Genomic DNA, 12458 nt, shown 5'->3' with positions numbered 1-12458 from the left:
CGACATATCACCAAAAATAAAATTGTTGCGCATTATAGCTAATCCCCGCCTCTTGTCATAAAGTCTCTGGTTGTTCATAAGACTTTACATGCTGAGAGGCAGTCTTCAGTGCCCATTCTTTCACGTTTATTTGTTCATCCGGTCAAATCAATGCGTGGCCTGCAGGTTTCACACTCGCTGGTTACGGCAACCGGTCTGGCGTTTGATCGCCAGTTCATGATTACCGATCCGCAAGGCATGTTCATTACAGCCCGCCAGTATCCGAATCTGGTCCTGTTCACGCCGGTTTTATTACCCGATGGTCTGATGATTTCAGCCCCGGAAGGCGAAAGTATCACCGTCAAATTTCGAGATTTCGCAGGCGTTAGTTCGCCGACAGAAGTCTGGGGCAATCAGTTTACCTCACTCATCGCGCCGGAACCTGTAAATCGCTGGTTAACGGGTTATTTAAATCATGACGTACAGTTGCGCTGGGTTGGCGAAGAACCCACACGCCGGGTGAAAAAACATCCGGAAGTGCCGCTGTCGTTCGCTGACGGATTCCCGTATTTGCTCATCAATGAAGCCTCGATGCAGGATTTACAGCACCGCTGCCCGGGCGGGGTCAGGATTGAACAGTTCCGCCCAAACATCGTGGTCAGCGACGCGCCAGCCTATGCCGAAGACACCTGGCAGACGATACGCATCGGGGACGTTGTTTTTGATCTGGTGAAACCATGCAGCCGTTGTATCCTGACCACTGTCAGCATTGAAAAAGGTCGCAAACATCCGCGTGGCGAACCCCTGAGAACCTTGCAGGGCTACCGTACAGCCAGCGACGGCGATGTGGATTTTGGTCAAAACATGATCGCCCGCAACGGTGGCGTGATACGCACAGGCGACAGTGTTCAGGTGCTGGCAACCAAGCCGCCACGTCCGTATAGCGCAGGCGATGTTATTGAAAATGTGCAAGCACCAAAAACCACCGCACAGAACATCAGTATTGATTATCAGGGAACGCAGTTTACCGGCAATAATCAGCAGATTTTGCTCGAACAGCTGGAATTACAAGGATTACGTATCCCCTATTCCTGTCGTGCCGGAATTTGTGGCGCATGCAGAATGACGTTGAAAGCAGGGAAAGTCTCGCCGCTGAAAGAGAGTGCGGTGGGAAAAGACGGAACGATATTGTCGTGCAGCTGTATTCCGGCCTCGGATATCGTGCTCGGCTAAAAATATTCCGCAATTACCCAAAATAGGTCGGGTGACAGGAAAACGGCAAGAGAAGGAATCCCGATGAGCTTACACAGGTAAGTGATTCGGGTGACTGTGCGCAGCCAACGCATCTGCAACTTGAAATATGAAGGGTAATTTATACTGCCTGATCGTAGACATCACTGTCGACCCGGAATGCCGCTGGCATTAACCGGTCATGCATCACTTTGATTGCGTCACCCAGCACCATGCCACGCCCTGCCACCGTCAGTCGCTCCTGCGCCAGCAGGCACAGACTGGCATTATCACCCGATTCCACTACCAGCAACGTGGCCTGTTCACCGCTTTCCATCACCTGCACCTGAGCAAGCTGACCGTTAGCGGGCTGGAAAGGACGCATCTGCTGACTAAAATGCCAGCTCTTTGGCATCAGCGGTTTTAAAAAACGGTAAGCGACTAAAGCATTCAACACTAATTCAGCACGTTGTTCAGCCGCGAGACGAATATGTTTGCACTGTTCTTCAAAATCAAAATAGAGCGCCGCATCATCGACACAAAATGACATATTTCCAAAGGCATCAGGGGTTAGCATTTTAGCAGGGAAACGGGAACGGAAAATCATACCATTGGCGAGATCCAGCATAAGCCGGTCATGTTGCTTATCAAAATACCAACGCCAATTATCATCGGGTTTAATCTTCATTTCGTCATCCTGTTTGCCCTCGTGCCTTCTGTCTGGATTCATTACCGCCTAATCTGTAAGAATAGATTTTTCAGTACTGAAACGATATCAGACAAATCCTGAGCCTGAATTACGGTCAGTGGACAAAATATAGACGAGCCGGGTTAATAAATAAACCCCTGACTCGTCTTCAGGATAAAAAATATTAGAGATGGGTAACAATATCTTTGATCAGGCCTGGGCCTTTAAAGATAAAGCCGGAATAGATTTGAATTAAGGAAGCGCCTGCCGCCATTTTTTCACGCGCCGCAGTTAATGAATCAATACCGCCAACACCAATAACAGGCAGGCGTCCTTGTAATTCATTAGAGAGCATGCGGATGATTTCTGTACTGCGAAGTTGTACCGGGCGCCCGCTCAGGCCACCGACCTGGTCACAATGATTCAGCCCCTGAATGAGTTTACGATCGAGTGTGGTATTCGTCGCAATGACGCCATCCATATTATGACGGACTAAACTGTCAGCTATTTGGATCAGTTCTTCCTCAGAAAGATCCGGCGCGATCTTTACGGCAACAGGCACATATTTTTGGTGGCGTTGCTGTAGCTCAAGCTGTTTATTCTTAATCGCTGCCAGCAAATCATCCAGCGCTTCACCGTATTGCAGTGAGCGTAATCCGGGGGTGTTAGGTGATGAAATATTCACCGCAATATAACCTGCGTACGGATATACCTTTTCCATACAGGTCAGATAATCCTCTTTACCCTGCTCGACCGGTGTATCTTTATTCTTGCCAATATTAATCCCCAGGACGCCGCCAAAGTGTGATTTTTTGACGTTATTCACCAGATTATCCACGCCATGATTATTGAAACCCATGCGATTAATCAGGCCTTCAGCTTCAACAATACGGAATAAACGTGGCTTATCATTTCCGGCCTGCGCACGCGGAGTCACGGTACCGACTTCAATAAATCCAAAGCCCATTGCCCCGAGCGCGTCAATACATTCGCCGTCTTTATCCAGGCCAGCAGCCAGCCCCAGAGGGTTCTTAAAGGATAATCCCATGCAGGTCACGGGCCTGGCCGGCACTGACTGGCGGATTAAAAATTCAAAGGGGGTGCCGGAAATACGGCTCAGCTGACGAAAGGTTAACTCGTGGGCTCGCTCTGGATCGAGCTGAAACAGTGCTTTCCTGACAAGAGGATAATACATGGAGACTCCTGGATTCCCGGTGGCTAGACGGGGCGGTATTATTGACTAAGCGCCGGACAATTGGAAATGATAACCGGCATATTGGCTAAATAATTGCTCCGTTAAGCAAACGATTACTTTTTAGTTACCTTTACTTCACTTTTCTTCTCTTTCCCGCCATCGCTGCGCTGCGCACTTAACACGCACTTTATCTGATTTAAAACTTTCTATAGCCAAAATTGAGATTTCCGCTCCGCCGCCTCTGCCTGCTAGGTTTACCTCACTTCGTTAATAAAAATGATAGTTCTATAACAGATTGTTATAAGGAATAAGCAAATGCGTGTAGTCACCCTGGCAGGTAGCCCGCGACAACCCTCCCGCTCCTCTTCGCTGCTGGCGCTCAGCCACCAGTGGCTGGCAAGTCGTGGTGTTGAAGTCTTCACCTATAATATTCAGGATTTCTCAGCTGACGATCTGCTGTTCGCTAATTTTGGCAGCCCGCAGCTGAAGCAGTTGAATGCGGAACTGGCACAAGCAGATGGCCTGATCGTCGCCACACCGGTATATAAAGCTTCTTTTTCCGGAGCACTGAAAACTCTGCTCGATTTACTGCCTGAACGCGCACTTGATCATAAGGTAGTGCTGCCGCTGGCCACCGCCGGATCCATCGGCCATATGCTGGCCGTCGATTACGCATTGAAACCGGTTCTTGCCTCGCTGAAAGCACAGGAAGTTTTGCAGGGCGTTTTCGCCGATGACAGCCTGATTACTGACTATCAGACATTCCCCGCCACGCTGGCCCCCGCACTGGAAGAGCGTCTGATTGAATCTCTGGAAAATTTCTATCTGGCGCTGAGCCGCCGGCGTCCGCAGCAACCCTCTGTTGCATCACTTTCTGCGCAAGCCCTGCGTGTCTGAGTTAAAAAGGACTTAATCATGCCTGCTTCTGTCTCTTTATTACGCCGCTTCCCTGTTGTGATCAGCCTGCTGGCCAGCCTTTTGCTCAGCGGTACCGCCACGGCTCAGGAAAAGGATCCGGCGCAATTGCGTATTGCCTACCAGAAAGGATCTGTCGGACTGGTGCTGGCGAAATCTCATCAGTTGCTGGAAAAACGTTTCCCGGACACCAAAATCAGCTGGGTAGAATTTCCTGCCGGCCCCCAAATCCTTGAAGCCCTGAACGTCGGGAGTATTGATCTGGGCGGTACCGGTGATTTGCCGCCGTTGTTCGCGCAGGCCGCGGGCGCGGATTTGCTGTATATCGGCTCTGAACCGCCGAAACCGAAAGCGGAAGTCATTCTGGTCGACAGCAACAGCCCGATCAAAACCGTGGCAGATCTTAAAGGCCATAAAGTCGCTTTCCAGAAAGGTTCCAGCTCTCACAACCTTTTGCTGCGCGCCCTGCAACAGGCAGGCCTGAAATTCAGCGATATCCAGCCGGTGTATCTGACGCCTGCTGATGCGCGCGCCGCCTTCCAGCAACATGACGTGGATGCCTGGGCCATCTGGGATCCGTACTATTCGGCTGCCCTTGTTGAGGGTGATGTCCGTGTTCTGACCGACGGCTCGACACTGCATCAGACCGGCTCCTTCTATCTCGCACCGAAAAAATATACCGAAGCCAATCCTCAGTTTATCAGCCAGGTTCTGGAGGTGTTGACGCAGGCGAATGCGCTGACCAAAACCGACCGTGAGCAAAGTATCAAACTGCTTTCCCTGTCAATGGGACTGCCGGAAAAGGTAGTGGCGTCCTATTTGGATCATCTGCCGGATATGCCTATCACGCCGGTCAGCAACGAAACAGAGAAACGCCAGCAACAAACCGCCGATTTGTTCTATCAGAACCACATTTTACCTAAGCCGGTTGAGATTAAAGATCGCATCTGGAAACCGGCCGTACAAGCTAACTGAATAGCTATTTAGCCGCCGCTGAGCGGTAACGAATCGCAAACTTTGAGAGGAACATAAAGATGAGTCTGAACGTATTCTGGTTTTTACCTACCCATGGCGATGGCCGCTATTTAGGCACTGAAGAAGGAGCCCGCGTCGTCGACCACGGTTATCTTCAACAGATCGCGCAAGCGGCTGATCGCTTAGGTTTCGGCGGTGTGCTGCTACCGACCGGCCGTTCATGCGAAGATTCATGGCTGGTAGCCGCCTCGCTGATCTCCGTCACGCAGCGGCTGAAATTTCTGGTCGCACTGCGCCCGGGCATTATTTCCCCTACCCTGGCAGCCCGTCAGGCCGCGACGCTCGACCGGCTTTCAGGGGGACGCGCCCTGTTTAATCTGGTGACGGGTGGTGATCCGGCTGAACTGGCCGCAGAAGGTTTACACCTCAACCATAAGGAACGTTATGAAGCGTCAGCGGAATTTACCCGTATCTGGCGTCGTGTTCTGGAAGGCGAAACCGTCGATTACGAAGGCAAACACATTCAGGTAAAGGGCGCGAGTCTGATGCATCCACCGGTCCAATACCCTCGTCCGCCACTGTATTTCGGCGGGTCTTCTGACGAAGCGCAGGATCTGGCTGCCGAGCAGGTTGAACTGTATCTGACCTGGGGCGAGCCTCCGGCGCTGGTGAAAGAAAAAATTGAGCAGGTCCGCGCCAAAGCGGCTGCAAAAGGCCGCACCGTGCGTTTCGGTATTCGACTGCACGTAATTGTACGTGAAACTACCGAAGAAGCCTGGCGTGCTGCCGACAAACTGATCGCCAACGTGGATGACGAAACTATTCAACGCGCCCAGGCAGCTTTCGCTAAAACCGATTCCGTCGGCCAGCACCGGATGGCAGCATTGCACGGCGGCGACCGCAACAAACTGGAAATCAGCCCGAATCTCTGGGCCGGCATCGGTCTGGTCCGTACCGGAGCAGGAACGGCGCTGGTAGGTGATGGGCCGACAGTCGCCGCACGTATGCAGGAATATGCAGATCTGGGTATCGATACCTTTATTTTCTCCGGTTATCCGCATCTGGAAGAAGCGTATCGCGTCAGTGAATTGCTTTTCCCGCATCTGGATCTGGCAAAACCTGAAGACGACAGTACCGTGAAGAAAGCCATCTTGCCGCGTGGCGAACTGGTTGCTCATGACTTTGCGACCAAGCGCACTGCCAGCCAGCACTGAGGAGAGCAGAAATGACAACGACACAACGCTGGCTGAACCGTGCAGCGCCGTGGGTGGTGCCGGTGGTTTTGATCGGTGGCTGGCAGCTGGCTGTCGAAGCAGGCTGGTTATCCAACCGCATTCTGCCCGCACCGAGCGCAGTGGTGGAAGCTTTCTGGACGCTGGCCAAAAGCGGTGACCTTTGGCAGAACCTGAAAATCAGTACCTTTCGCGCACTGACTGGTTTCGCCATCGGTGGCAGCCTCGGGTTGCTGCTCGGCTTTATTACCGGGCTTTCCCGCTGGGGTGAGCGCCTGCTCGACAGCTCTTTGCAAATGCTGCGAAACATTCCACATCTGGCGCTGATCCCGTTGGTGATCCTGTGGTTCGGCATTGACGAGTCCGCGAAGATTTTCCTGGTGGCGCTGGGGACGCTGTTCCCGATTTATCTCAATACCTACCACGGCATCCGCAATATTGACCGTGGTCTGCTTGAGATGTCGCGCAGCTACGGGCTTTCCGGTTTCCCATTGTTTATTCAGGTGGTATTACCGGGCGCGTTACCGTCAATTATGGTTGGCGTACGATTTGCGCTGGGGTTTATGTGGCTGACGCTGATTGTGGCTGAAACCATTTCCGCGAACTCCGGGATTGGTTATCTGGCGATGAATGCCCGCGAGTTTTTACAAACTGACGTCGTGGTTGTCGCCATCGTGCTTTACGCCATTCTTGGCAAACTGGCCGATGTCCTTGCCCGCCTGCTGGAAAGTGTCTGGCTGCGCTGGCACCCTGCTTATCAGAAGAAACAAGGAGATGCCGCATGAATGCCCCCGCTCGTATCCCGCAAGGCACGCCGGTGACACTGTCCGGCATCACAAAAAAATACGGCAACCGCGCCGTGCTGAACGATATCAATCTGCGCATACCACCCGGCCAGTTTGTCGCCGTCGTCGGGCGCAGCGGCTGTGGCAAAAGCACCCTGTTGCGGTTGCTGGCCGGACTGGAGAAAACCACGCAAGGCGAATTGCTCAGTGCCAGCGCACCGCTGAGTCAGGTGCGTGAAGATACGCGTCTGATGTTTCAGGATGACCGCCTGCTGCCCTGGAAGAAGGTGATTGATAACGTAGGATTAGGCCTGAAAGGCCCGTGGCGTGAAGCCGCACAGGCTGCGCTGGAAGAAGTCGGGCTGGCAGATCGCGCCAACGACTGGCCGTCGGCATTATCCGGCGGACAGAAACAACGTGTGGCACTGGCACGTGCACTTATCCATCGTCCCCGGCTGTTATTGCTGGATGAACCGCTGGGTGCACTGGATGCGCTAACGCGCATCGAAATGCAAAGCCTGATTGAACGCTTATGGCAGCAACATGATTTCACCGTGCTGCTGGTGACGCACGATGTCAGCGAAGCCGTGACCGTTGCTGACCGCGTGATCCTTATCGATCAGGGGCAGATTGGCATGGATTTAACGGTTGATTTACCGCGTCCGCGCCGTAAAGGTTCTGCACGACTGGCAGAACTGGAGGCCGAAGTGCTGGAACGCGTACTGACGCCACAGACTGCGCAAAATATAGCTCAGGAAGCGAAACGCGCGCAGAACTGATTTCAGCTTTCAGTGGATCTAAAACCAAAAAAGGGCGATGTTTCCATCGCCCTTTTGCTTTGCTGCTGTTTATTCTGACAGGCTTGCCATAACAGGCAATTACGCCTCTAGCGCTTTGGTGATTTTTTCGAATAAATCACCGGACAGATTTTCCAGCCCTTTCAGTTGTTCAAGTGCCTGACGCATCAGCGCCTGACGGTGCTGATCGTAACGCTTCAGACGGACCAACGGCTCAATCATACGCGCCGCCACCTGCGGGTTACGGGTATTAAGATCGGTGAGCATTTCAGTCAGGAACTGATAGCCACTGCCGTCTGTGGCGTGGAATGCACGAGGATTCGCCGAGGCAAACGCACCGATTAATGAACGAACCCGGTTCGGATTGCCCATGCTGAATGAACGGTGGTTAAGCAGTGAACGGACTTTCTCCAGTACATCGGCTGCCGGGCTGGTCGCCTGCTGGATAAACCATTTATCCATGACCAGACCGTCGTGATGCCAGCGCTCATCGTAAGCCGCCATCAGTGATTCACGGCAAGGCAACTGTGCGGAAACTGCCGCAGACATCGCCGCCAGCGAATCTGTCATGTTATCAGCCTGCTCAAACTGAGTTTTAATCAGTTGGTCAGCCAGTGCCACATCGGCAAAGGCCAGATAATGCAGACAGGTATTGCGCAGCGAACGCTTACCGATATCTTCATGCACCACGCGGTACGCAGGCAGACGGTTAGCGTTGTAAACCGCCAGGAATTCATCCGCCATTTCGGTGGCCAGACAACGGGTGATGGCATCGTGAACGGCGCTGATCGCTTGCGGATCGATAATGTCGAACAGTTCAGCGATTTCATTTTCAGACGGCAGGGTCAGGATCTGCGCCGCCAGCGCCGGATCGATATTCTCATCCAGCAATACTGCACGGAACGCATCCGCGACATGCAGCGGCAGAGACAATGGCTGTTTCTGCTGGTGACGTGCCACGTTCAATTTGATGTAGGTTGCCAGCAGGCTTTGTGCAGCGTCCCATCGCGCAAAATCGTTACGCGCATATTTCATCAGGAAAGTCAGCTGATGATCGCCCCATTTGTAATCAAGCTTCACCGGCGCAGAGAATTCACGCAGTAAAGAAGGCACCGGCGGGTATGCCACGTCGTCAAAGATGAACGTTTGCTCCGCTTCAGTGACATTCAGCACGTTACTGACCGTCTGACCGTTTTGCTTGAGCGCAATGACATTGCCCTGCGGGTCATACAATTCAATATCCAGCGGAATATGCAGAGGCAGTTTTTCATTCTGATCAGGCGTTGCCGGGGTGTTCTGGCTGACTGTCAGGGTGTACTGCTGTTTTTCCACGTCATAATCGTCACGCACGGTCAGTACGGGTGTACCGGACTGGCTGTACCAGCGGCGGAACAGAGAAAGATCAACGTTTGAGGCATCTTCCATCGCCTGCACAAAATCGTCACAGGTTGCCGCGCTGCCATCATGACGCTCAAAATACAGCTGCATCCCGGCCTGGAATTTCTCTTCGCCCAGCAGGGTGTGAAGCATACGGATAACTTCTGAACCTTTCTCATACACCGTCAGGGTGTAGAAGTTGTTCATTTCGATAACTTTTTCCGGACGAATCGGGTGAGCCATCGGGCTGGCATCTTCGGAGAATTGTGCGCCACGCATTACGCGGACGTTATCAATACGGTTAACCGAGCGCGATCCCAGGTCTGAGCTGAATTCCTGATCACGGAATACGGTCAGGCCTTCTTTCAGGCTCAGCTGGAACCAGTCGCGGCAGGTGACGCGGTTGCCGGTCCAGTTATGGAAATATTCGTGGCCGATCACTGCTTCGATACCGAGGTAATCTTTGTCGGTCGCGGTTTCCGCTTTCGCCAGCACGTATTTGGAGTTAAAGACGTTCAGTCCTTTGTTTTCCATCGCGCCCATGTTGAAGAAATCAACGGCGACAATCATAAAGATGTCGAGATCGTATTCGAGATTGAAACGGGTTTCGTCCCATTTCATGGATTGCTTGAGGGATTCCATGGCCCAGTCCGCACGATCCAGATTACCGCGATCGACAAACAGTTCCAGTGCCACATCGCGGCCGGAGCGGGTTTTGAAGGAATCGCGCAAAACATCAAAATCACCGGCTACCAGCGCGAACAGGTAACAAGGTTTCGGGAACGGATCCTGCCATTTGATCCAGTGTTTACCGCCTTCCAGCTCCCCCTGTTCAATACGGTTGCCGTTGGACAACAGATACGGATAACGGGCTTTATCCGCCACAATGCGGGTGGTAAAACGCGCGAGAACATCCGGGCGATCCAGATAATACGTAATGTGGCGGAAACCTTCGGCTTCACATTGCGTACAAAGTGCTTCGCCGGAAAGATACAATCCTTCGAGTGCGGTGTTTTTCGCCGGATGAATTTCGTTAACAATCGCCAGTTCAAAGGCTTCCGGCAGGCCGGTGATTTCCAGCGCGCCTTCTTTGAGCTGATATTTCGGCCAGTCCTGACCGTTAATTTTCAGGCTGACAAGCGTCAGATCTTCGCCGTTGAGCACCAGCGGAGCCCCTTCTGCGCCCTGTCGTTTAATCTGACTGATGGCGGTCACAAGGGTCTTCTGTGCATCAAGCTCGAAATTAAGGTCAATGTCCGTGATGGTATAGTCCGGTGCACGATAATCGTGGCGGAATTTGGCTTGTGGCAGTTGAGTCATAAAAAACCTTTTGACGTTTCTGTTGTTAAGAGTGATGACGATATAAGTTGATGAAGCAGGTTCTGTCAGCCAGCAAATGGCTGCACAGCGCACCGGACGACCTTCATACTTTTTTATCTTTAAACTCTAACACAGGCATCGGGAAATCCCAGATTGTTGCCAGTTTGTGAGTGCGTATGCGCACCTTTCAACCAAAACACAGAAATTTCTCTAAAACTGTGGTTTTGGCGCATCCCGCAGAGACACAACTGTCATGCACATTTTTCGTATAGCTTCATTATATTCAGCATGCCGATCGTCATGCTGATCCCCGGTATTTTCTGGTCTAAAACCCGCGATACCTATCCGGAAAACCTCCGGCCGTTTACTATCGTGAACAAACGTAGCAAAAAACTCATAAGAAAAACGGGGTTTAATCGCCCCGGTTTTTTCTTTCTTAATGTCAGGTTGATTAAATTTCTGTAATCAATTTGTGCTTTTTTTAAGCCGGGGAATCGCCAGATTGCCCATATTACCTATGGTTAAGCACATTTAGGCCTCGACCAGTCCCTGACAATTATGATGTGATGAGGGTTCTTTGACGGGATAATACGGTATACTTCACAGACTTTGCTGTTTTATCCCGAACGTTTTTTTTACGGAACGGTTGTTTGTGTTCAAACACTCAGTTTCTGACGAGGATGCTGTAAACGCGCTATGACTTCATACGCCTCCCCGATTTTGACTTCGCTGTTAGATACCGATGCCTACAAGCTTCATATGCAGCAAGCAGTCTACCATCGCTACCGCAACATCAGCGTCGTGGCCGAGTTCCGTTGTCGTGGTGATGAACTGCTGGGCGAATACGCCAGCGAGATCCGCCAGCAAATTCAGATGATGAGTCAGCTGGCGCTGACGGACGACGAGTTCACCTACCTTTCAGGTCTGCCTTTCTTCACGGAGGATTACCTGAACTGGCTGAAAATCTTCCGCTACAATCCTGAACATGTCATGGTTTCCGATCGCAACGGACATTTACATGTGCGCATCGAGGGCCCGTGGCGGGAAGTGATCATGTGGGAAGTGCCGCTGCTCGCGGTCATCAGTGAGGTTGTCCATCGCCAGCGCTCACCACACGTAACAGCGCAAATGGCGGTGGATCAGTTGCGTAAAAACCTCGCCAGTTTTAAACAACAGGCTGCCGATATTGATCTCCGCGCGTTCCGTCTGATGGATTTTGGCACGCGTCGACGTTTTTCCGGTGACGTTCAGGAAGCCATCGTCAGCACGCTGAAAAATGAATTCCCTTATCTGGTCGGCACCAGTAACTACGATTTAGCACATAAATTGCAGCTGACACCGGTCGGCACACAAGCCCATGAATGGTTCCAGGCGCATCAGCAAATCAGCCCGGTGCTGGCTAACAGCCAGCGTGCGGCGTTGCAGGCCTGGCTGGATGAATATCCGGATCAACTGGGAGTTGCCCTCACCGACTGCATAACGATGGATGCTTTCCTGCGTGATTTCGGCAGCAAATTCGCTCATGCCTACCAGGGGCTGCGCCATGATTCCGGGGATCCGTTTGAATGGGGCGAAAAAGCGATAGCGCATTATCAGTCTCTGGATATCGACCCGATGACCAAAACGCTGGTGTTCTCCGACAATCTTGATCTGGACAAAGCGTTACATCTGTATCGCCATTTCCATCAACGGGTGAATCTGATATTCGGAATTGGTACGCGCCTGACATGTAATATTCCGGACGTGAAGCCGCTGAATATTGTCATTAAGCTGGTGCAGTGCAATGGCAAACCTGTCGCGAAACTTTCGGACAGCCCGGGCAAAACAATGTGTCAGGATAAAGCTTTTGTTCAGGCCCTGCGTAAAGCTTTCGATCTGCCGCTGGTGAAAAAAGCTTCCTGACTCTCCCTAAAGTGCCGGAAATGCATCCGGCGCTTTATTCGGATTTCTTTCCTTTATATAGTT

10 protein-coding genes are annotated in these 12458 nt (G+C 52.0%); 7 read left to right on the top strand and 3 right to left on the bottom strand.

The genetic code is table 11. The features are described 5' to 3' along the window. The first annotated feature begins 108 nt into the window (after positions 1 to 108). The gene (locus tag J1781_RS16800) at positions 109 to 1212 is read left to right on the top strand and encodes a YcbX family protein (protein ID WP_129952516.1); all 1104 of its coding nucleotides are present in this window, start codon (positions 109 to 111) and stop codon (positions 1210 to 1212) included. A 139-nt stretch (positions 1213 to 1351) separates the two neighbouring features. Here the strand turns inward: J1781_RS16800 and J1781_RS16795 are convergent, their stop codons facing one another. Both J1781_RS16795 and pyrD read right to left on the bottom strand, forming a co-directional pair. Next, on the bottom strand, positions 1352 to 1897 hold the full coding sequence (locus J1781_RS16795) for a cell division protein ZapC (RefSeq protein ID WP_217233909.1): 546 nt from the start codon (positions 1895 to 1897) through the stop codon (positions 1352 to 1354). Positions 1898 to 2081: 184 nt separating this feature from the next. After that, positions 2082 to 3092 carry a quinone-dependent dihydroorotate dehydrogenase gene (gene pyrD / locus J1781_RS16790; protein WP_129952514.1) on the bottom strand — a complete coding sequence of 337 codons (1011 nt, stop codon included), beginning with the start codon at positions 3090 to 3092 and terminating at the stop codon, positions 2082 to 2084. Between the two features lie 315 nt (positions 3093 to 3407). Here pyrD and ssuE point away from each other — a divergent pair, with 315 nt between their 5' ends. From ssuE to ssuB, 5 genes are read left to right on the top strand one after another with little or no spacing between them, the layout of a single operon-like run. Then, on the top strand, positions 3408 to 3989 hold the full coding sequence (ssuE, locus tag J1781_RS16785; RefSeq protein ID WP_129952513.1) for an NADPH-dependent FMN reductase: 582 nt from the start codon (positions 3408 to 3410) through the stop codon (positions 3987 to 3989). Between the two features lie 18 nt (positions 3990 to 4007). Beyond that, positions 4008 to 4982, top strand: a complete 975-nt coding sequence (locus J1781_RS16780) for a sulfonate ABC transporter substrate-binding protein (RefSeq protein ID WP_129952512.1) — start codon at positions 4008 to 4010, stop codon at positions 4980 to 4982. A 59-nt stretch (positions 4983 to 5041) separates the two neighbouring features. Further along, on the top strand, positions 5042 to 6196 hold the full coding sequence (gene ssuD, locus J1781_RS16775; RefSeq protein WP_129952511.1) for an FMNH2-dependent alkanesulfonate monooxygenase: 1155 nt from the start codon (positions 5042 to 5044) through the stop codon (positions 6194 to 6196). An 11-nt stretch (positions 6197 to 6207) separates the two neighbouring features. Further along, complete coding sequence (gene ssuC / locus J1781_RS16770; RefSeq protein WP_129952510.1) at positions 6208 to 6999, top strand: aliphatic sulfonate ABC transporter permease SsuC; 792 nt, start codon at positions 6208 to 6210, stop codon at positions 6997 to 6999. Further along, positions 6996 to 7778, top strand: coding sequence for an aliphatic sulfonates ABC transporter ATP-binding protein (ssuB, locus tag J1781_RS16765; protein ID WP_217219069.1), 783 nt, complete (start codon positions 6996 to 6998; stop codon positions 7776 to 7778). Before ssuC ends, ssuB begins: the two co-directional genes overlap by 4 nt. A 99-nt stretch (positions 7779 to 7877) precedes the next feature. Here the strand turns inward: ssuB and pepN are convergent, their stop codons facing one another. Beyond that, entirely contained in the window at positions 7878 to 10493 is a 2616-nt protein-coding gene (pepN, locus tag J1781_RS16760; protein WP_217233908.1) for an aminopeptidase N, read from the bottom strand. 696 nt (positions 10494 to 11189) lie between these two features. On the opposite strand from pepN, the gene pncB reads away from it, so the two are divergent. Further along, positions 11190 to 12395 carry a nicotinate phosphoribosyltransferase gene (pncB, locus tag J1781_RS16755; protein WP_217233907.1) on the top strand — a complete coding sequence of 402 codons (1206 nt, stop codon included), beginning with the start codon at positions 11190 to 11192 and terminating at the stop codon, positions 12393 to 12395. The last annotated feature ends 63 nt before the right edge of the window (positions 12396 to 12458 follow it).

The sequence above is a fragment of the Rahnella perminowiae genome (genome assembly GCF_019049695.1).
Lineage (GTDB): Bacteria > Pseudomonadota > Gammaproteobacteria > Enterobacterales > Enterobacteriaceae > Rahnella > Rahnella perminowiae.
This window is presented reverse-complemented; position numbering and strand designations above follow the sequence as displayed.

Bases quoted from the DNA above. Each gene is read 5' to 3' on its own strand.
- J1781_RS16795 (WP_217233909.1), bottom strand. From the start codon at position 1,897: ATGAAGATTAAACCCGATGATAATTGGCGTTGGTATTTTGATAAGCAA.
- pyrD (WP_129952514.1), bottom strand. From the start codon at position 3,092: ATGTATTATCCTCTTGTCAGGAAAGCACTGTTTCAGCTCGATCCAGAG.
- ssuE (WP_129952513.1), top strand. From the start codon at position 3,408: ATGCGTGTAGTCACCCTGGCAGGTAGCCCGCGACAACCCTCCCGCTCC.
- J1781_RS16780 (WP_129952512.1), top strand. From the start codon at position 4,008: ATGCCTGCTTCTGTCTCTTTATTACGCCGCTTCCCTGTTGTGATCAGC.
- ssuD (WP_129952511.1), top strand. From the start codon at position 5,042: ATGAGTCTGAACGTATTCTGGTTTTTACCTACCCATGGCGATGGCCGC.
- ssuC (WP_129952510.1), top strand. From the start codon at position 6,208: ATGACAACGACACAACGCTGGCTGAACCGTGCAGCGCCGTGGGTGGTG.
- ssuB (WP_217219069.1), top strand. From the start codon at position 6,996: ATGAATGCCCCCGCTCGTATCCCGCAAGGCACGCCGGTGACACTGTCC.
- pepN (WP_217233908.1), bottom strand. From the start codon at position 10,493: ATGACTCAACTGCCACAAGCCAAATTCCGCCACGATTATCGTGCACCG.
- pncB (WP_217233907.1), top strand. From the start codon at position 11,190: ATGACTTCATACGCCTCCCCGATTTTGACTTCGCTGTTAGATACCGAT.